Consider the following 21,224-nt stretch of genomic DNA (forward strand, 5'->3'; position numbering starts at 1 on the left):
CCATAAACCTGTTTCTCCCATACAGACCAAAACAAAAAGTCTGAAAACAGGGATTCAAATAACCAGGAGCATCCCATGTCACTTTCTCGCAAACAGCTGACGCTGTCTGCTGTCATTATTGCCCTTTTAGCAACAGGTGGCAGTTTTATTCTCTTCCAAGAAAATGCAGATGCGAAAGCTACTCCAACAGCAAGTTCTCCACCTGCCGCAACCGTAGATGTTGCCAGTGTACTCAGTAAAACCATTACTGACTGGCAAGAGTATTCGGGACGTCTCGAAGCAATTGATCAAGTTGATGTTCGTCCCCAAGTTTCAGGCAAGCTCATTGCAGTCCACTTTAAAGATGGCAGTTTAGTGAATAAGGGCGACTTATTGTTCACCATTGATCCACGTCCTTTTGAAGCAGAATTGAATCGAGCCAAAGCACAACTGGCTTCAGCACAAGCGCAAGTCACCTATAGCTCAGCAAACTTAGGCCGAAACCAGCGTTTAATCCAAAGTAATGCGATTGCCCATCAAGAACTCGATCAAGCAGAAAATGAAGCGCGTTCAGCCAATGCCAACTTGCAGGCCGCCAAAGCTGCAGTCGAAACTGCCCAATTAAATCTGGAATACACCCGTATTACGGCCCCTGTCAGTGGGCGCATTTCCCGTGCCGAAGTTACGGTGGGTAACGTTGTTTCCGCAGGCAATGGCGCACAGGTGCTGACCAGTTTGGTTTCGGTGTCACGTCTGTATGCTTCTTTCGATGTCGATGAACAGACTTATTTAAGATACATCAGCAATCAACGCAATTCAGCCCAAGTTCCTGTCTATTTAGGTCTCGCGAATGAGTCTGGTTTTAGCCGTAAAGGTTATATCAGTTCGATCGACAATAATTTAAATACCACTTCAGGTACGATCCGTGTACGTGCGACGTTTGATAATCCCAAAGGCGTGATGCTCCCAGGACTCTATGCCCGTATTCGCTTGGGTGGTGGACAACCTCGCGCAGCCATTCTGATTAGCCCAACGGCGATTGGTGTTGATCAGGACAAACGCTTTGTGGTCGTCGTCGATGCGAAAAACCAAACCGCTTATCGCGAAGTTAAATTGGGTGCTCAGCAAGATGGCTTGCAAATCATAAATAGCGGCCTACAAGTGGGTGACCGCATTGTTGTGAATGGTTTACAACGCATTCGACCGGGTGATCCTGTCAAACCTCACCTCATTGCTATGCCAAATCCTCAAATCACTGCCGATAACACTGCACAACAACCTCAGCCTACAGATAAAACCTCAACTTCGGCAAAAGGTTAATCCTCATGAATATTTCTAAATTTTTTATTGATCGTCCGATCTTTGCCGGGGTGTTGTCCGTCCTGATTCTATTGGCGGGCTTACTCTCTGTTTTTCAATTGCCGATTTCTGAATATCCAGAAGTGGTGCCGCCCTCAGTCGTGGTGCGTGCACAATATCCGGGTGCCAACCCCAAAGTGATCGCTGAAACTGTTGCTTCTCCGTTGGAAGAATCCATTAACGGCGTAGAAAACATGCTGTATATGCAGTCTCAAGCCAATAGCGATGGTAACTTAACCATTACTGTCAATTTCAAGCTCGGCATTGATCCCGATAAAGCACAACAACTGGTACAGAATCGGGTCTCTCAGGCTTTGCCTCGTTTGCCCGAAGATGTACAACGCCTAGGTGTAACCACGATAAAAAGTTCACCCACCTTGACGATGGTGGTGCATCTCACTTCACCCGACAATCGCTATGACATGACCTACTTGCGGAACTATGCCGTACTCAATGTCAAAGACCGTCTGGCACGCTTACAAGGTGTGGGTGAAGTCGGCCTGTTTGGTTCGGGTGATTACGCCATGCGCGTATGGTTGGACCCACAAAAAGTGGCGCAACGTAACCTCACTGCCACTGAAATTGTCAATGCCATCCGTGAACAGAATATTCAGGTTGCCGCAGGTACTATCGGTGCTGCGCCAAACAATTCACCGTTACAACTATCAGTGAATGCACAAGGTCGTTTAAGTACCGAACAGGAATTTGCCGATATTGTTTTAAAAACAGCTGTGGATGGTGCAGTGACTCGACTCGGTGATGTCGCGCGTGTTGAACTTGCCGCTTCGCAATATGGTTTGCGTTCATTGCTGGACAATAAACAAGCCGTTGCGATTCCAATTTTCCAAGCACCGGGTGCCAATGCCTTACAAGTCTCTGACCAAGTGCGCAGCACCATGGCGGAACTGTCCAAAGATTTTCCATCTTCGATTAAATACGACATCGTTTACGACCCAACCCAATTCGTACGCTCAAGTATCAAAGCGGTGATTAATACCCTGCTTGAAGCGATTGCATTGGTGGTTGTGGTGGTGATTCTGTTCTTACAAACATGGCGTGCCTCAATCATTCCATTACTCGCAGTACCTGTTTCAATCATTGGTACCTTCGCCTTGATGCTGGCCTTTGGTTATTCCATCAATGCATTGTCACTGTTCGGAATGGTACTCGCCATCGGAATTGTGGTCGATGATGCCATCGTGGTGGTGGAAAATGTCGAGCGGAATATTGAAGCAGGTCTGAGTCCAAGGGATGCCACCTATCGTGCCATGCGTGAAGTCAGTGGGCCGATTATTGCCATCGCGCTAACATTGGTTGCCGTGTTTGTCCCCCTCGCCTTTATGACTGGATTAACAGGGCAATTCTATAAGCAATTCGCCATGACCATTGCCATCTCTACCGTGATTTCTGCATTTAACTCACTCACCCTATCTCCTGCTTTGGCAGCCATGTTACTCAAAGGGCATGATGCTAAACCTGACTTTTTGACCCGTGTGATGAACCGTGTCTTCGGACGCTTCTTCGCCCTGTTTAACTGGGTGTTCTCACGCGCCTCTGATCAATATGGTCGAGGAGTGAATCGGGTCATTTCCCATAAAGCCTCAGCGATGGGTGTTTATGCAGCCCTGCTTGGCCTGACCATTGGTATTTCTTATATCGTTCCGGGTGGTTTTGTCCCAGCACAAGATAAACAATACCTGATCAGCTTTGCCCAATTACCGAATGGCGCCTCTCTGGATCGAACCGAAAATGTGATTCGTAAAATGAGTGATGCTGCGCTGAAACAACCCGGCGTAGAAAGTGCGGTGGCTTTCCCTGGTTTATCCATTAATGGTTTTACCAACAGTTCCAGTGCAGGGATTGTCTTTGTCACCTTAAAACCTTTCGCTGAACGCAAAGCAGCTGATCTTTCTGCCAATGCCATTGCAGGTGCCTTAAATCAGAAATATTCAGCGATTCAAGATGCGTATATTGCAGTATTCCCACCACCACCGGTGATGGGTCTCGGTACCATGGGCGGCTTTAAACTCCAGCTCGAAGATCGTGGTGCTTTGGGTTATGCCGAGTTAAATAATGCAGCACAATCCTTTATGAAGGCGGCACAATCTGCACCTGAGTTGGGACCAATGTTCTCTAGCTATCAAATCAATGTGCCCCAACTGAATGTTGATCTGGATCGGGTCAAAGCCAAACAACAAGGCGTTGCCGTGACCGATGTATTTAGCACCATGCAGATTTATCTCGGTTCACAATATGTGAATGACTTTAACCGCTTTGGTCGTGTCTATCAGGTACGTGCTCAGGCCGATGCACCGTTCCGCGCCAAGCCTGAAGATATTTTACAGCTTAAAACCCGTAACAATGCTGGACAAATGGTACCGCTGTCTTCTCTGGTCAATGTGACTCAAACCTATGGCCCGGAAATGGTGGTGCGCTATAACGGCTATACTGCTGCCGATATTAACGGCGGTCCCGCACCGGGCTATTCATCCAGCCAAGCTGAAGCTGCGGTTGAGCGCATTGCCGCTGAAACCTTGCCACGCGGGGTGAAATTTGAATGGACTGACTTAACTTATCAAAAGATCTTGGCAGGTAATGCCGGATTGTGGGTGTTCCCGATCAGTGTGCTGTTGGTGTTCTTGGTTTTGGCGGCGCAATATGAAAGTCTCACCTTACCATTGGCTGTGATTCTGATTGTCCCAATGGGTATTCTAGCGGCACTGACAGGGGTTTGGCTCACAGGCGGTGATAACAACATCTTTACCCAAATCGGCTTGATGGTACTGGTCGGGCTGGCCTGTAAGAATGCCATTTTGATTGTCGAATTTGCCCGAGAACTGGAAATGCAAGGCGCGACCGCATTCAATGCTGCGGTAGAAGCTAGCCGTTTACGTTTGCGTCCAATCCTGATGACTTCAATCGCCTTCATTATGGGTGTAGTTCCACTGGTCACATCAACAGGCGCAGGTGCTGAAATGCGCCATGCCATGGGTGTTGCCGTATTCTTTGGCATGATTGGGGTTACCTTCTTTGGTTTGTTCCTGACGCCTGCCTTCTATGTGTTGATTCGCACCTTGAACAGCAAACATAAACTGCATTCGGCAGCTGTGCATGAAGCACCATTGCACAGTTCACATGATCACTAAGGAGCAGGACATGACTGGATTCAAACCCCACTGGATACTCTCCTCACTCATGGGAAGTCTGCTGCTTGCGGGCTGCTCATTGGCACCAGAATATCAGCCTGCCAATGTGGTTATTCCACTGCAATTTAAGGAAGCAGATGCCAAACTGGATGATCCTAACTGGAGCATTGCCCAACCCGCTGATGCACAGTCTCGTGGTGAATGGTGGCTGATTTTTAATGATCCACAGCTGAATGATCTGCAACAGCAGGCCATTGCTGGCAACCAGAACCTAAAAGCGGCAGCAGCCAATATTCAGGCATCACGTGCCTTGAGGTCTGCTGCACAAGCTGAACGCTTACCTAGCATCAGTGCAGGTTTTGGGCCAACCCGCCAAAAACCCTCACCTGCGTCTTTAGGACTTGATTCGGATGCATCTACATCTGCACGTACCTTATGGCGGGCACAAGCCAATGTCTCTTATGAACTGGATCTATTTGGACGAATTGCCAGTAGTGTCAATGCAGCAACGGCTGATGTACAGCAACAGGAAGCCTTGTATCATTCCGCATTGTTAGCACTGCAAGCCGATGTTGCTCAGGCTTATTTTCTGATTCGGCAATTCGATGCCGAACAAGCCATCTATGCACAAAATATCAAACTGCTCACGGAAACACGCAATTTGATTCAAACACGCTATCGCAATGGCTTGGTTAGTGATCTGGACGTTTCTCGCGCACAAACTGAACTTTCTACCGCACAGACCAATGCACTCAGCATTGCACGGAGTCGAGCCAATACCGAACACGCATTGGCGGTATTACTTGGTAAACCCCCTGCTGATTTCAGCTTAGCGATTCAGCCCTTGTCGGCCGCTGCAATTCGCCTGCCAGCGGGTTTACCGTCGACGCTGCTTGAACGTCGTCCTGACATTGCGGCCGCAGAACGCGCGATGGCAGCCGATAACGCGCGAATCGGTATTGCCCGTGCTGCCTTTTTCCCAAAACTTGATCTTACAGGTGCACTGGGTTATGAATCTGCAAGTCTAGGAGATTTGGGCAAATGGTCGAGTCGGACTTTTTTACTCGGCCCCATTGCTGGCACAATTTTGTCTTTACCGTTATTTGACGGTGGGCAACGTAAGGCAGGTGTTGCACAGGCACGAGCAGGCTATGAACAAAGTGTGGCTAATTATCGACAGACCGTGCTGAATGCTTTCCGTGAAGTTGAAAATGGTTTGTCTGATCAACGTATTCTGGATCAGCAAATACAGGCTCAGAGCCAAGCACTTGCTTCATCTCGACATGCTAATCAGCTTTCACATTTGCGTTATCGTGAAGGTAGGATCAGCTATCTGGACGTGATTGATTCTGACCGAAGTATCTTGCAACAAGAGCAATTGGCTGCGCAGCTTCATGGCAGCCGGATGATTGCCAGTGTGGATCTGATTCGTGCTTTAGGTGGGGGTTGGCATACTGGGCAAGTGGAGTTGGTACGGCAATAACGTACATTTAGAATAGATTAAAGCCCCATCATATATGGGGCTTTTTTAAACTTAAAATTTAATCTTGTTCATTTATTATCTTTCATCATTATCTGGATGACGAATTCTATCCCATGTTTTTCCATCAAACCGAATCAAGTGCTTATAGCTCAGTACCCAAAGAACTCCATCCTTCTCCTCAACAGATATAATCCCATGTATATCACTTAGCTCAGGAACGATGGAATAATCAGAATCTGCATATACATATAGTCCCTGTTCTGAAGCTATATATATAGCATCTTGATAAAAAGCTGCATTATAAAAAGTCGAATTTATACTTCTATTTTTTAGAATTTTAAATCCATCATCTATATTCCCTTTCAGAAGTGTGCCATCTTGCCCAGTAATTAAAATATTTTTCCCATCTGGACATAACGCAATCCCATACAATGCAGAGGTCGCAATTCGATTAACCTCTATCCAATTATTACCATTAAAGAAGGCCATAAACCCATCTTCTTTTTTTACCCCACATACATATAAAGCATTGTTATTAAATCCATTTATATCATAGAAACATTTATTAAAAGCTAAGTCATTTTCATATTTTAAAAAGGATAAATCTTGATTTTTCAATTCAATAGGGTCTTCTTCCAATCCAATTCCAATAGATTTCCATTCATTCTGGTTATTCTTATAAACTTGACTTCCATCTCCACAAGCATAAAGATCACCATTAATTACACGGACATGATTAAATTGCCCATAAATTTTTTCCTCTAATTTATATCTAATTTCTTGATGTTCATTATTATTTTGTTGAAATATCCCAACATCTCCTTCTTGATCGAGTGAAATAATGGAAGGTTCACCCTCTCTACTTTGGTAAGCAACTGAAATAACTTTCCATCCTTCCAAATCCAAACATGACCAGTTTTGCTGTTCTAAATGTTTATAAATTATTGTTTTACTAAAGCAATCCCATGTATCCAATCCATCAACATTTGCTGATAAACAGAAACTATGGGCGCTAATAGCGCATCCTGAAGTAAATGTAATAGAATTTTTCATATATTTGATCTAATAAATATAACCATATCATTTTTTAAAAATATAAAATGACATAAAAAAAAGCCCTTTCGGGTTTTAATCATCTTTTCCTAGACCTTGCTCGTCCACAAATTTCCCTATATCTAACATCATTCTTAGTGTATCTAAAGATGCTAAGAATTTTAGATGTGAAATAATTGGCAGCTTGCGCACACTTTCTAGTTTAGCCTCCCCATCTAGAATCAAAGCGGTGATGTGTGCTGAAAAAACAGGAGGTTTTAACTTGGTAAACTAAACACACTCATCAGGAGTTTACCATGAGCAAGAAACACAAGACTTACACCACAGAATTTAAAGCTGAAGCCATCAAATTAATTGAAGCCAATCAAGGCAATGTCTCGGAAACAGCTAGACAACTTAGCATTTCAATGCAAACTCTTTCAAATTGGAATACCAAAGCAAAGGCTGGAACTTTAGCAGGTACAAAACAGTATTCACCTGATCTAAACGCTCTACTCGAAGAAAATAAAAAACTCAAACAACAGCTCAAAATAGCTGAAATGGAACGTGAATTTTTAAAAAAGGCAGCAGCGTACTTTGCCAAAGAAAGTCAGTAAGGTACGCCTATATGAAACAAAAAAGATATTCTTTTCCAATTACCTTAATGGCTCGATTACTTCATGTTTCAGTTTCATGTTTTTATGATTGGCTCAAGAGAGGCGTGAGCAAAAGAACGATTCAACGAAATCAACAGACGATATTGGTGAAAATAGCCCATGAGGAGACAAGGCAGAGCTATGGTTATATTCGATTAACCAAATACTTACAAGCTCAGGGTATAAAAATGAGTATGTACGCTGTACGTCAGATAAAAGCGCTGAACCACCTGTATTGTAAGCGACACAAGCGTTTTAAAAGGACTACGAATAGTGACCATAATCGAGCGATCTATGAAAACCTGCTGGAGCAACAATTCTCAATGACTAGACCAAATCAAGCATGGTCAAGTGATATTACGTACATATGGACTGTTGAAGGATGGCTGTATTTAGCAGCGGTAAAAGACCTTTACACGAAGCAAGTGGTTGGCTATAGCTTAAATGAGCGCATGACAACACAGCTTGTTTGTAATGCGCTAAATATGGCTATTCACAATCAAAAACCAACCAAAGAACTGATTGTGCATTCAGACAGAGGAAGTCAATATTGCAGCCATGAATATCGAAATATACTTGAGCAATATGGTTTTCAAGGTTCAATGAGCAAGCGCGGAGACTGTTACGATAATGCACCGATTGAAAGCTTTTGGGGAATATTGAAAAATGAGTTAGTTCATCATTACAACTATCAAACTAGAGAAGAAGCCAAAGCAGATATTATAAAATACATTGAGTTATTTTATAATCATCGAAGAATTCAAAAGGGTTTGGGTTTTAAGACACCAAATCAAATGGCCGAAGACTTTTATAAGTTGGCTGCCTAGAATCTCCCAAGGGAAAGTCTCCTGATAATTCAGCGTATATCAAAGCTTCTCATTCTGAGTGGAGTTACCTGCTTTAATAATTTCATATGGACTGGTAAATTAACTTTTGCCAAATGGCTTAAGGACTCTTCACCTCCTAAAGCAAGTGCAGGCTCAAAAGCATACATTTCATCTGCTTTTAAAACACCAAGTTTTTTCACCGCACGATCAAATAGCTTTTTACCGTTTTTATCGGTGTAATCCATATAAGTTTTTTTAGCAAGAAAGAAAAAGTCACTGCCATAAAATTCAGCGCTTTCTAACTGTTCTCCATTGTCATGTAGAATGCCTTCCATTGTTTTAATATAATATCTACCATAATTACGCTCACCCCAAATTAACAGCTCACCAAATGCGGTACGCGCTAAAACATGATAAACATCATCATCAGGCAATAGTGTCTCTTCCAGCCAATCATAAATTACTTTAGCGTAATCATCTGGATTGGTAATCCAGTACAAACCATTTAAATAGCCTGCAAAACCAAACAATCGCCATTGCTCTAAAATACTTTCAGGCAATTTACCACGATATTTTTTTATTATGCTCTCTGTAGCTTCGACTTTATCAATTGGCTGACCATATTTTTCGTAAAAGTAATCAATATCTTCTTGGTTCATCTTACTACTCTCCATTACTTACAACGCTTCAATTCAACATCCATCGCATCTTTCCCCATCCCCTTAGCCTGAGCTGCCGCAGTATCCATACTAGCTAGACGCTTCTTTGCTGCCATTTGAGAACCAATTGAACGGTTTTGTCTTTACTTAATTATTTGAAGCTTTAATAAATGCAAAAAACCATCCAAAAGAGGATGGCTTTTCTCAAATGATTAAATTATTTTTCACCATCCCAATACCAATATACCTCCCCCCAATCTAGCTCGATAAGTGCGGGAACAATCTCACCTTGTTTAAAGTATTGTCGTGAATCTGGTTGTGCTGGTGTTCTCCAATAACCTGTTTTAATACAGGCTTCTCCGCCCTTAACTTTCATTCGCTCTAGTTGTTGATCATCTAGAACTACTTTTGACTGTGTTCGAGCAAAATCAACCAAATCTTTTGGATAAAACTGATGTTCACGATATGACGTATCATCTATATCCAGCAACCACGTTACCGCTGCTGCTTCCCATGACCAATAGCCATAGTAACCTCTTCCTGATCTTAAATCAGTTTGAGGATGTTGATCATAATAGGGCTCTCGTCGGCTCGCCTCATACCAGTCTTCTAGGTATTGCAGCATTAAAGCTGGACGCTGTTCAGGTGAAGCATTAAACACTTTAATGAGCTTACGATAAGGTAAATGTCGTCTAGCCTCATCTGGTGGAGTTCCACGATCTGCAACAAAAGGAGCAACTAAACGTTCAATTAATCCATCTTTTTCCTGTCCTTCAGGTGTTGCTTCTACATAGTCAATGATTGGCATAATCCGATCCATCTGATCTGCATAACCAGTCAACAGTCCAAAACAAATCAGACGTAAAGCAATATACCAATAGTCTTCTGTTCCCAAACTGATATGCCAAACATACCGTCCATCTGCCTCAGGACTTAAATTATATAAATGGCTTGCTTCTGCGTACTCTTCTGTCCAGTGAAGTAGATATGGATATATTTCTTTTAAAAATTCAAGGCGTCCACCTGCCGAATATTGTAAGGAAATCAAATCTAAAACATCTATTATTCTTCTTCGACCAGCTGCAATATAACCACCATATTTTTTTTCATTTTTATAATTACTAAAACCATCCGTTACAGAATATATTCCATTCACAAATGTATCAAATCTTTTACTATACATTTTTTGTTCAAGCAAATTATCTCTAAACAAAGCTGTGTCTTTTATTTCTAAACTTAACCACTTTTGCCAATCTATTCTCTGCTCATTTATTTGTACGGACATTTATTAACGCTCCAGCATGTCATTCGGTAAAACAAATTCTAATTTAATTCCATGGGCGGTTACCGTACGTGTGCACTTCGGTTTATCAAGCCCCTTACATTTTTGATGATGATCAAATTTATCTCCAGTAATAGTCACTAAACTTCGATCATAAGGACATCTAATCGCTACAGTTTTACCTAATTTTTTTTCAGCTGAAGCCTTAAACTGCACTCTTTCCCATGCATCTATATCATCAATTAAATTATCGTGCGCAGGAACAATCGCTGCACTGCCAATTTTTCTAGAAATCCACAGATGTGACATTTGTACACCATCACTTACAGTAGTACCAACTGAGCGTGTTACTTTATCATCTTCATCTGAAGCCATATAAACATCTAAGCCCATTCTCAAAGCCATCATTGCAGCTTTTGGGGTCATCAATGATCTATGACTTAAAGCATTGGTCGCCTTACTGTCGGTTATTCGGTATTTATGTCCTAATCTTGCACTATGCCATACATGATCAATCCCATTGTGACCTTTATCATAATATTCATAAAGCACACCATTAAAATTGATTTTAGTTCTACTTTTCATGCGCTTAACATAGTAGTAATCCGTTATATGTTCACCACCAGAGCCTAACTCTTGATTTGAACGTCGTCTTCTCTTTCTTTGCTTTCTTTTGGTTGAATTATTTTGTGTACCAGCATTCGCCGCATTTCCACCAGTATTTTTAGGTACACTACCATTTGGCGGTGTGTGAGGCGCAGGTTGTTGATTCGGTTGTCTAGGAGTCTTTGCTGCTGGTGTTGAGGGTGCTCTCGTCGTCACAACTGGAGCTCGTGCTGTTGTATTAGGGTAAGGTGTACCCAATGCTTTTCGATGCGCAGCTTGTAATTCTTTCATCACCATATCAATTTTTTGATTGGCAACTTTTTTCATTTGCTTCAACTGAGTAACCAAAGTTTTTAGTCTAGCTTGCCCTAATACAGCTCTAGTTAACCAGCTATCAAAAACATCAGTTAAACCATCAATAATCTTATTACAAGTCGTTTGCAGCTCTTTGGTATAAGTATTCCAGTTTACGTTTCTAAACCACTTATCAACATTGCCTCGCATGGTTTTACTTGGAATCGCATCTAAAATAGCCCCCATCGCTTTACCTGAGCGTAATTGCTTAAAGACAATTTTTAACCCATCTCCAGCTACAGGAATAAATGCCACAAGATTAAAAACCAAATCAAACCAGTTATCTTTTTCTTCTGGTTTTTCAGCTATCTTCACTACAGAAACAATGACATTCCCAACGTCTACCCCTTGACCGACAAAAGGAATACAACCAATCACAACAGCAACAATAATCTGTGCTGGGCTTGATCCACTCCCATCAAGTACCCCTTTAATCCATTGAGCTGCCGACTCCTCACCTTTCTGAGTGACTCTCATTGTTTGAGATGTTGTTCTTGCTACAGCTGTATTCATTGTTTATCTCCTAGCCCTAACCCAGAAGTTGAATCCTCGCTGCTTAATAGAATTTCTTCTGCATCATCCTCCAGTACATCTTCTGCATTATTTTCTGATGCAATTAAATGTTCTTCATAATCGCTAATATGATCATCATATTCGATATCATCTCCTTTGATCATATCTTCAATCTCATCAGGAAAATATTCATCTAATAAGGTTGCTAATTCTTGTTGATTATATTGTTCGATTAGCTGTTCTGCTTCTGTGACACTCATAACTTTCCTATCTTTAAAAGGATTAGCTACTTTATCTTTATCAGGCTTTGCCTCTACATGACTAAATCCATAATAAACTTTGGATTGTGTTTTATCTCCAGGAATAGATACCTTAGCATAGCCATTTGCATCAAGAATTCCTTCCTGAGAGGTACCATCTGAAAATATTAGTTTATAAGGTGCTTGGATTACAGGCTTTAAATCATCGTAGACATACTTTAACTCAAGTTCTTTTGGCAATAGATTTAGAGCTGGCAATGCTGGCAAATTAGGTGAAACACTCGCCCCATCCATAAACAAATGCTGCCCTGCCTTCACCTCAAACTTGCCACCCGTAGTCGGAAAAATCCCTAAGCCATTCAGCTTGATTTGAGAGCCGCCTGCGGTAATCACAATTTCTTTAGGGCTGGTGATCTCAATGCGGTCTTCAGTCGAAATAATTTGAATCCCTTGCTTGGCAAGTAAGTCCATCCCATCCGATTGAGCATGCACTTCGAACTTGCCTTTGGCAGCCACTTGTTTAATCCCATGCTGTGCTGCAAACAGGCTAATCCTGTTCTGGACATGGGCAACCAGATTTTTTTGTGTGCTTAGGTTAATGCTATCGCCCGCAATCTGATTGATCTGTCCATCCGCAGATAAATGAATATCTTCACTGGTACTCAGACCAATTCCCGCAGGTGAATTCAATAGCAATAACGCTTTTTCAAATTTTGCAATCTTGTCCTGAATCTGATCAGCAAAGTCTTTTAACTGTTCTAATGATTCAATTTCATCCGTTTGCTGATTCTTGGCAACTTCACTTAATGCTTTGGCATTGCTCTGGTTGCCTTCAAGCTGTTGCTTGGCTGGCTTTGCATCTAAATGCTCACCTTGGGCTTGATCCTGCTTTTGTGTGCTAACAAGTAAGCCTTGTCCTGCACGCACCGCCCCCCATTGGTCAGTACGCAGTTCAAAGCCTTCACCACGATCTTCACTTTCAGCTTTATCTTTTGGGTGGCTGAGTTTACCCAGATTCAGTTGGCTAGTAGCATGACTACTTTGTAGTTGCGCACTGATCTGACCCGTGGTGTCATCAAAACGCAGCTGGTTAAAGCCTTCGCCTTGGTACTCTTTAGATTTAATCCCTGCCAGTTTCTTGGTATCAGGCAGCTTACCTGCATTATCGAATTTAGTTGGACTACGTTGTGCTTCATGAATCCGTCCAACCACATAAGGACGATCAATATTGCCATCAAAGAAGTTGATCACCACGATCTCACCAATACGTGGCAAGAAACGTGCGCCGTAGCCTTCACCTGCCCACGGCGTCAGTACATCGATCCATGCAGAATCGGTATCGTTGTCATTGGCACCTGCACCACCATCATGACTGTGATCATCGGCTCGGGTAAACAGGAATCGAACTTTAATCTGTCCCCATTCATCCACATGAATTTCCTCACCGCTTGGTCCTACGACTTTAGCGCGTTGTGGATGGGTTGCAGGTCGATGCTGTAGCGGGTTGTATTCAGGTACCAGACCAATATTTCTGCGTTGCAGTATTAATTGATTGGCTTGGCGTTCATCAGATTCAGCATGTTGAAAAGGGTTACTTTGCCAATGACTTTGTTGAAGCAAAGCCGCGACTTGATCATTTAAATCTTTGGGTAAATTATTCTGGTTATAAAAGATTTTCGAGCTGATCAAAAATTCTTTATCTGCTCCTGCATGCTGATCAATCTCAGGATGTTCATTCAATTCAAACCAGTAGCCGACATGGGTATCGCGAACAGTCGATGTCGCAACAAATTGTTTGGCCTGCGAATCATAATATTGGCTTAGGTTTTGATTCAGTTTCTCAATTTGAGCATTACCTGCTTTGGTCGTACCATCCTCACCGTTTAAATCTTGAATCCATGCAGGTGAAAAATGCCATGCCTGCTCTAAAGCAAGTTGTTGGTTATCGTGCTGATCACTATGGCTATGTTTACTTTGAACACTCCCTGCACCTTCATCTTGTTCTAAAGCATCAGCTTGCCAACGTTGCACGTGTACCGCACTCGGTTGTAGTGAGCGCTGTGCCACAAATGCGGTGATGCTATCCTGTGTTTCAGTCGCACTACTGCGATGAAAGCGAATGTTACGGCGTTCTAAGGCTTTATATTGATTGTTGTCATCGATTAATCGGAGTTTCTGTGGTTGAATCTGTTCACTTGAACTGGATACCTTAAGTTGAGATTCATCAATCAGCCAGTTTATGCCTTCACTTCGCAGCAAACGTGTCAGAAAATCATAATCGGTTTCATTACTCTGCATGATAAATGGGCGAACATCGTAATCCTTGCTTAAACCAGTTAAATCTAAGCTTAAACTAGCAGCAAATAATGGACTTTTGTTCTGCCATTCTTGAAAAATGGTTTGGATGATATCGACCACTGATTTCGCCATAAAAACACGGCTGTTACGACGATGTTTCCATAATGCGGTCGGGTCTTGAACGCCTAAGCGATATATCGTCAGTGAACCATCACTTGCACCAAAATCCGCTTGAGTAATAATACCTGTAATACGTGTAAGTTCAGCTTTATCGGTCACAATATCAATCGCAACCTGACTACCGATAAAACTTTTTAAAGGAATGTCCGCACTGGTTGAAAGGCAAAGTAATTGTAGATCAATACCATGATTCAGTTGATGCAGACCATCAATACGTTGCAAGAAAACTTGGCTATTCAAAGATGAATTTGAAAACTGGGCATGAATCGCACGTTTCTGTGCTGTAAGCCCTAAACTCTCTAAAGCCTGAAATATATTATTCGACATCTTTTTATAGATTATCTGCTTAAATTTAGCGAATTTTAATCAAAATATTGATTTCATTCCATACAGAACCGTCTATTTATGACAATTTACGTCACTTTTTTGTTGGGTTTATTTTACCGACTTGGGCCAAATTAACCTATGTTTTTGAATTAAAACGTTTTTTATGAATGCTCAAATGGAATAGTTTTAAGCTTGTTTCATTTTTTTCAGTTGATGCTATTTTTTTATAAGGGGATGAATAAGGTAGTGAATAAGCAAATAATATTTCAGTTCAGCTAAATCCATCTTATTTTGAAATAAAGGCATATCGTTATGGATACACCTTTATTTTTAATTAATCGCTAAAATTTTATATTTCCCATTTTTTAGAATTTTGCACGTAGCGATAACGTCACATTACGTGGCTCGCCCCAATAAACACCATTATAGAAACCCACCTGCTGATAATATTTTTCATCAAACAAATTATTCACTTGTAGATTTGCACTGAATGATTCGTTAAAAGTATAGCCCATATTGGCATTCGCCAAGAAATATGCATCTTGTCGCACATAGCCATCAGAGTTTTTAGGCGCACTCGTCGACTTACTCACTACCTCACTTTGCCAATTTACCCCAAAACCAATATTAAATTTATTGGCACCGTCCCAGAGTTGTTCAGGCAGTTTAAAGTTTGTGTAGATTTTGACTAAGTTCTGAGGAAGGGTCGTTGAAGCCTTCACAGTCTCTGAACTAATACTGTTCACATAGGTATAACCCGCAGTAATGTTCCATGTTGGTGTAATACGCCCAATCGCTTCCAGTTCAAAACCTTCAATTTTTAGGCCCTCACCCGAAGCCTTCATTGGATCACCACCATCATTGGTTTTTATACCTGCAGCAATTGCTTCTTCATCACGAATTGCGACATTTTCCTTTTTCGACCAAAAGGCAGCGGCTGTCGCCAAAAGTTGATCATCCAACAAACTGGCTTTTAAGCCCGCCTCATAGCTTTTACCCGTTTCAGGATCTAAGAAACTGTTATTACGGTCTTTCTGGCTGCTTGGATTAAACATATCAGTATAGCTTGCATAAGCAGTCACAATATCGTTAATCGCGTAAGTTGTACCAAAGTAAGGCGTAAATGCATCGGTTTTCACATCACTTTTCGTACCATTGGTAGCAGAATAATCACTATAACGCCCCCCAACAATCAATTTGAGATCATCGCTAAGGTTTAGCTTTAGTGTGCTGTACACCCCAAAATTTTGTTGTTTATCATCTTTATTTATCGCAGTGATTTTATAACCAGGTTTAACTGTCGCATTACCATCCCATGTACGCCAATCATTAATAATACAAGTATCACCAATATTATTAGAAGGTACCGTTACCCCGTTCACTTTCTTGGTACAAGTCAATTGATGACTGGCGATACCATCGAGTGCACCACTAATGCTTTCCGAGGAACGATCAAAACCATTACCACCAATGACCAGTTCATGTTCACGATTGAATAATTTAAATGGACCACTTGCAAACAACTCTAAGCTGGTCTTTTTGGATTCTACAGTCGGATAACTGGCCGACCATACCCCAACACCCGTTCCATCATTTTGGTTAGGAAAACCAGAACCACCATAAGACATTAACCAGAAACTTTTGGACAAGGAATGTGAGGCAGCTGCCTTAATGATCCAGTTGTTATCAAATTTATAAGTCAAATCAGCAAATACGGTTTTGTCACTTTGGCTAATGGTATTCCAGCGATTTGCCAAGCTGAAATTGCGCGGTAAATTGGCCAGTGAACCATCCTGATTCCAGTACGGTACAGTTCCCCATGTTGAGCCCCGTGGTTGGTTGTCTTGATATTGGAAGCCAATACTGCCTGTTAGTTTGTCTGTGATATCTGCTTCAACCATCGCCATCGCCGCCAAGGTTTCCAGAGAGTAATAATCCATATAAGATTCTCCCTCCCGACGTGCGGCCATAACACGGCTCCGCACACTTCCATCAGCTGTCAAAGGGATAGAAACATCAGCTTCATTGCGAATGGTATTCCAGCGGCTAAATGATGTGGCAATCGATCCAGTCAATTCTTTTGCAGGACGTTTACGAATCATATTAATCGTTGCAGAAGGGTTCCCCGTAGATCCTGTTAACCCTGTTGCCCCCTTCACCACTTCAATACGGTCAAAGAAGAAACTATCAACCCGTGGACTATTCTCTCCAATTGGCATGCCATCAATTTGACGATTACTGATCCCATAACCTCGTGCAGAATAGTTAGACCGTTCACTATCATTTTTGGTCACGGTTACACCTGGCGTTGCCGCAAGCACATCATCAATAATATTGAGATTTCGTTGCTCAATTTGTTCACGTGTAATCACACTGACTGATTGTGGTGTTTCTTTTAAAGAAAGTTTTAACTTGGATGATGTTCGAGATGATTTCGCTTGAAAACTTTCACTACCTTCCGTTTTTTCATCATCGGCTGCAACTTTAATGGTTGGGAGTACGCTTGTACCCTGTTCTTGCGCAAAAGCGTGGTGTGATAAAGCCCCGAAAATAAGAATCGATTTTATCGCAATATTTAAAGCAGATTGTCTAAGCTGATTGTTCATAATGCTACAATTTAATAAATAAGAATCATTATTATTATCAATATCAGTACAAAAATAAATGCAGAATTCACAATTTATTAATATTTATTTGATTTTTTAGGCCAAAAGAAAGAGAAGCATTAATAGATTAATATAGTAATTACGCCCATTAAATCATCAATCTACACTGATTTAGGACTGGGGCTCAGTTAAAGTGAATATTTTCCACTCACATTTTTTGTAATTGATCTAAGCATATTTTTAATTAAATTAAAAAATTAATTGTTATTTTACAATAATTTAAAATCAAACCATTGTGTCTGACTCGCGCTCTAGAATACGAGGGCCTGAGCCATCCTCACCCAAAATATCTTCGGGATTGCGCAAACGGCATTGTTCTAAAGACAAACATCCACAACCAATGCACCAGTCCATTTCATCTCTTAAACGGGTGAGTTTTTGAATGCGCTCATCCAAATCCTTGCGCCAACAAGTTGATAATTCTGCCCACTGTTCAGCCGTTAACTTACTACCTATCGGGTAAACACTGAGTGCTTTTTTAATTTCTTCCAATGAAATTCCAACTTTTTGGGCAACCTTAATAATTCCGATATAGCGCAGCACAGACAAAGGATAACGACGTTGGTTACCGTTGGTTCGAATACTTTTAATCAGCCCTTTAGACTCATAAAAATGCAAAGTTGAAACGGCGACACCACTGCGTTTGGCGACTTCCCCAACCGTTAGCATCCGAGTCATATCAATTTTTCGTTCTAGAGTCATGGCCCAATATCTCAAGATTAGTTTAGGTTTTATAATTTATGGCCAAGCGATTTGTCAATTTAACTCTAAGTTGGACGATTCAAAAATAAATTTAGCCCCTCTTTCCTTAGCATCCATTTAACAAAACTAGTTATTGCGACAACAGGAACGGCTCAACAATCAGATTCAGCTATATAAACTATTGGGTAAAGGCTTAACACAATAGTTATCACAACTGGTTTTAGGATTGGCTGTGGCTGTTCTTAAAACATCATCCAACCAAATGAACATGAGCTTGGCGAATAACCAAAACCCAAAAGAGCAGCATATAAACTAGCTGAACCAATGTAGTATTTCTCATATGTGCATAACATAAAATTTTTATTATAAATAAACTATTTATATTGAATATATGTTAAAAAATTAAAATGAACCGTTTAAAAGTCTAGTGTGTGATCCTTATTTCGTTGTCTTTGCCAATGTTGATTGAATAAAAACACCAATCTCATCTAATGCCTGTTCTGATTTTTGCACAAAGCGATTAAACATCTGAAAGTTATGCCACATATTTTCATAAACATGTAGATGAACCTGTACGCCTGATTGCTGGGCACGCGCTGCTAGATTAATCGCATCATCCACTAAAATCTCTTCACTACCTGCTTGAATCAACATCGGAGGAAGAGCACTTAAATCAGCAAAAATTGGAGAAATCAGTGGATTACGCGCTGCTAACTGCCCTCGATATCCATCGCCACCACGTTTCAAGGCATAGCTTTTAATCATCGGATCACGTTTGGCATTTTTCAATACTGAAGCTGAACTTAAGGTGATATCCACATACGGCGAGATCATCACAATGCCAGCAGGTAAAGCATGTCCTACCGATCTCAGTTCAACTGCGAAAGCTAAGGCCAAGGCACATCCACCTGAATCTCCGCCCAAAATAATTTGCTCAGGCTTCCAGCCATCACTCAATAAATGTTGATAGAGCGATTTAACATCATTTAATGCGGCAGGATATGGGTGTTCTGGGGCTCGACGATAATCCAGCATATACACTTTTACCTTGCCCCGTGCTGCGAACTCAGTCGATAAAGCGCGATGTGTCCTAGACGAACCTGCAAAGAATGCCCCACCATGACAGTGTAATAATACTCCACGAGTTCCATCTTCAGGCGTTGCAACTTCAGCATGCACAATACCTTGGTCGAGTGAGTCTCTCAATTTAATCTGTTTAACCCAAACATCGGCTCTTGGTTTAAAAATAGTTGAGCCTATTTCCATTGCAGTACGCAAGACAGGAAACGGCAAAGCCAGACCACTGGCCAGCTTAAAACTCAGTCGCAAACCTATTTTCAGGCCCGTTTCAATTAGTTTTTGCTGCATTCATCCCTCCTAAACATGATCTCAAACAGTTTTGAATTAACTGGCTTTTTTCTTGGTTTCCGCATTCGTAAAACCAAGTACGTAGTCTTTGAGATCACATTGCGCCAATCGGGATCGCATTTCAAAAGTCGTCCACGGCCATAAAGTACTGTTACGTCCATTACGATCGATAAAATAACTACTGCACCCACCCGTATTCCAGACTGTATTTTTTAATGCTGCTTGGATTTCATCATTATACTGCTGCAATACTTCCGTACGTATTTCAACGGTTTCAATCTCCTGTGCCTGTACCTTCTTCAACATATCCAAGATATACGCCAATTGCGCCTCAATGATGATCAGTGCTGATGAACTCACGGCAATATTAGGGCCAAACATCACAAAAGCATTTGGACAGCCTTCAACTACAGTACCAAGATAACCTTTGGCACTGCCCTGCCACACCTCATCCATGGTTTTGCCATGCTTATTACGAATCTGTTTGGCAATCGGTGGATTACTCACTTCAAAGCCTGTACCAAAGATAATGGCATCAACTTCATGTTCCGATCCATCACTGGCAATCACGGTATTGCCGCGAACTTCTGTTATCCCACTACGTAGGACCTCCACATTCGATTGTGCCAATGCGGGGTACCATTGATTCGATTGCAACACCCGTTTACAGCCAATGGTAAAATCAGGCAAAAGTTTTGCTCTTAATGCGGGGTCTTTTACCCCTAGACGGATATTCCACTTGGCTAAACGCTCAATCTGACCAACCAATTTCGGATGATGCATGCTTGAATTTAATGATTCAAATACCCCATATACGCCATAGCGAGTTAGACGCTGTGTAATCGGCAATACTTTAAACAATGCCTGCGCAAGCTTGGGTAGACTCTGATCCATTTTTGGCAGTACCCATTGCGGAGTCCGTTGAAATAAAGTCAGTTTTGCCACTTTGGCTTGAATTTCAGGAACAAATTGAATTGCCGAAGCACCTGCCCCGACAACGGCAACTTTATTACCCGCTAAATCAAAATCATGATTCCATTCTGCTGAGTGGAACTGGGCCCCTTTAAATGTCTCTAAGCCTTTAATTTTCGGCAACACAGGCTCATGCATTGGCCCACCCGCCATAATTGCAAAGCGGGCATGAATTAAACCTTGATTGGTTTTAACGACCCAATGTTTGGCCTGATCATCCCAAGCACTTTCCTGCATTTCATAACCAAATCGTACATATTTTTCGACATCAAATTGTCTGGCTACAGTCTGAATATAGCTCTTAATCTCTTGCTGCGGTGCAAAGACCCGACTCCATTGTGGATTCGGTGCAAAAGAATAGGAATATAGTGCTGATGGAACATCGCAAGCACAGCCTGGGTAGGTATTGGCACGCCAAACACCGCCAATTTCATCGGCTTTTTCCAAGATCACGATATCGGTGAAACCTGCTTGTTGTAACTTAATCGCTGCGCCAATCCCAGCAAAACCAGCACCGATAATCACCACATGAAATTTTTCTATTTGAGCCATAAG

Annotated in this window: 13 protein-coding genes and 1 pseudogene; 4 read left to right on the top strand and 10 right to left on the bottom strand. The window is 41.7% G+C overall.

Annotation, left to right across the window (positions count from 1 at the left end; translation table 11 throughout):
* Nucleotides 1-75: 75 nt before the first annotated feature.
* The 3 genes from F909_RS09865 to F909_RS09855 are packed head-to-tail and all read left to right on the top strand — an operon-like array spanning nt 76 to nt 5,967.
* Nucleotides 76-1,299 carry an efflux RND transporter periplasmic adaptor subunit gene (locus F909_RS09865; RefSeq protein ID WP_005150846.1) on the top strand — a complete coding sequence of 408 codons (1,224 nt, stop codon included), beginning with the start codon at nt 76-78 and terminating at the stop codon, nt 1,297-1,299.
* 5 nt (nt 1,300-1,304) lie between these two features.
* Entirely contained in the window at nt 1,305-4,484 is a 3,180-nt protein-coding gene (gene adeG, locus F909_RS09860; RefSeq protein WP_005150848.1) for a multidrug efflux RND transporter permease subunit AdeG, read from the top strand.
* Between the two features lie 10 nt (nt 4,485-4,494).
* Nucleotides 4,495-5,967, top strand: coding sequence for an efflux transporter outer membrane subunit (locus tag F909_RS09855; protein WP_005150849.1), 1,473 nt, complete (start codon nt 4,495-4,497; stop codon nt 5,965-5,967).
* Between the two features lie 75 nt (nt 5,968-6,042).
* Here F909_RS09855 and F909_RS09850 read toward each other — a convergent pair whose 3' ends face one another.
* Both F909_RS09850 and F909_RS21550 read right to left on the bottom strand, forming a co-directional pair.
* Complete coding sequence (locus F909_RS09850) at nt 6,043-7,020, bottom strand: hypothetical protein (RefSeq protein WP_005150850.1); 978 nt, start codon at nt 7,018-7,020, stop codon at nt 6,043-6,045.
* A 75-nt stretch (nt 7,021-7,095) separates the two neighbouring features.
* Nucleotides 7,096-7,251 (bottom strand): annotated as a pseudogene (locus F909_RS21550) (GAD-like protein); the annotation flags it as partial.
* 65 nt (nt 7,252-7,316) lie between these two features.
* On the opposite strand from F909_RS21550, the gene F909_RS09840 reads away from it, so the two are divergent.
* Nucleotides 7,317-8,482 (top strand): IS3-like element ISAba22 family transposase gene (locus F909_RS09840; protein WP_085940844.1). Its coding sequence is split into 2 segments (ribosomal slippage): nt 7,317-7,575 and nt 7,575-8,482, totalling 1,167 coding nucleotides; the frame shifts between segments, so codons are not numbered across the junction.
* Nucleotides 8,483-8,511: 29 nt separating this feature from the next.
* On the opposite strand, the gene F909_RS09835 is transcribed toward F909_RS09840, so the two are convergent.
* From F909_RS09835 to F909_RS09800, 8 genes are all read right to left on the bottom strand, one after another.
* Nucleotides 8,512-9,141: a GAD-like domain-containing protein gene (locus tag F909_RS09835; protein ID WP_005150851.1), complete on the bottom strand. Its 630-nt coding sequence runs from the start codon at nt 9,139-9,141 to the stop codon at nt 8,512-8,514.
* A 217-nt stretch (nt 9,142-9,358) separates the two neighbouring features.
* Nucleotides 9,359-10,426: a PoNe immunity protein domain-containing protein gene (locus F909_RS09830; RefSeq protein WP_005150852.1), complete on the bottom strand. Its 1,068-nt coding sequence runs from the start codon at nt 10,424-10,426 to the stop codon at nt 9,359-9,361.
* Nucleotides 10,427-10,429: 3 nt separating this feature from the next.
* The gene (locus tag F909_RS09825) at nt 10,430-11,896 is read right to left on the bottom strand and encodes a hypothetical protein (protein WP_005150853.1); all 1,467 of its coding nucleotides are present in this window, start codon (nt 11,894-11,896) and stop codon (nt 10,430-10,432) included.
* Nucleotides 11,893-14,961, bottom strand: coding sequence for a type VI secretion system Vgr family protein (locus F909_RS09820; protein ID WP_005150856.1), 3,069 nt, complete (start codon nt 14,959-14,961; stop codon nt 11,893-11,895). The genes F909_RS09825 and F909_RS09820 overlap by 4 nt, the downstream gene beginning before the upstream one ends.
* Before the next feature lie 365 nt (nt 14,962-15,326).
* Entirely contained in the window at nt 15,327-17,567 is a 2,241-nt protein-coding gene (locus F909_RS09815) for a TonB-dependent siderophore receptor (protein ID WP_005150857.1), read from the bottom strand.
* 285 nt (nt 17,568-17,852) lie between these two features.
* Nucleotides 17,853-18,329, bottom strand: coding sequence for a redox-sensitive transcriptional activator SoxR (soxR, locus tag F909_RS09810; RefSeq protein ID WP_005150858.1), 477 nt, complete (start codon nt 18,327-18,329; stop codon nt 17,853-17,855).
* Nucleotides 18,330-18,767: 438 nt separating this feature from the next.
* Nucleotides 18,768-19,697 (bottom strand): alpha/beta hydrolase, encoded by a 930-nt coding sequence (locus tag F909_RS09805; RefSeq protein WP_005150867.1) that lies wholly within the window; start codon nt 19,695-19,697, stop codon nt 18,768-18,770.
* 36 nt (nt 19,698-19,733) lie between these two features.
* Nucleotides 19,734-21,221 (bottom strand): flavin-containing monooxygenase, encoded by a 1,488-nt coding sequence (locus F909_RS09800; protein WP_005150873.1) that lies wholly within the window; start codon nt 21,219-21,221, stop codon nt 19,734-19,736.
* Between the last annotated feature and the right edge of the window lie 3 nt (nt 21,222-21,224).

The organism is Acinetobacter sp. ANC 3929 (assembly GCF_000369405.1).
In the GTDB taxonomy this organism is placed as follows: domain Bacteria; phylum Pseudomonadota; class Gammaproteobacteria; order Pseudomonadales; family Moraxellaceae; genus Acinetobacter.

Excerpts from the sequence above, each read along its gene's own strand:
- F909_RS09805 (WP_005150867.1), bottom strand. The coding sequence starts at position 19,697 with ATGCAGCAAAAACTAATTGAAACGGGCCTGAAAATAGGTTTGCGACTG.
- F909_RS09800 (WP_005150873.1), bottom strand. The coding sequence starts at position 21,221 with ATGGCTCAAATAGAAAAATTTCATGTGGTGATTATCGGTGCTGGTTTT.
- F909_RS09850 (WP_005150850.1), bottom strand. The coding sequence starts at position 7,020 with ATGAAAAATTCTATTACATTTACTTCAGGATGCGCTATTAGCGCCCAT.
- F909_RS09865 (WP_005150846.1), top strand. The coding sequence starts at position 76 with ATGTCACTTTCTCGCAAACAGCTGACGCTGTCTGCTGTCATTATTGCC.
- soxR (WP_005150858.1), bottom strand. The coding sequence starts at position 18,329 with ATGACTCTAGAACGAAAAATTGATATGACTCGGATGCTAACGGTTGGG.
- F909_RS09820 (WP_005150856.1), bottom strand. The coding sequence starts at position 14,961 with ATGTCGAATAATATATTTCAGGCTTTAGAGAGTTTAGGGCTTACAGCA.
- F909_RS09855 (WP_005150849.1), top strand. The coding sequence starts at position 4,495 with ATGACTGGATTCAAACCCCACTGGATACTCTCCTCACTCATGGGAAGT.
- F909_RS09835 (WP_005150851.1), bottom strand. The coding sequence starts at position 9,141 with ATGAACCAAGAAGATATTGATTACTTTTACGAAAAATATGGTCAGCCA.
- adeG (WP_005150848.1), top strand. The coding sequence starts at position 1,305 with ATGAATATTTCTAAATTTTTTATTGATCGTCCGATCTTTGCCGGGGTG.
- F909_RS09825 (WP_005150853.1), bottom strand. The coding sequence starts at position 11,896 with ATGAATACAGCTGTAGCAAGAACAACATCTCAAACAATGAGAGTCACT.
- F909_RS09815 (WP_005150857.1), bottom strand. The coding sequence starts at position 17,567 with ATGAACAATCAGCTTAGACAATCTGCTTTAAATATTGCGATAAAATCG.
- F909_RS09830 (WP_005150852.1), bottom strand. The coding sequence starts at position 10,426 with ATGTCCGTACAAATAAATGAGCAGAGAATAGATTGGCAAAAGTGGTTA.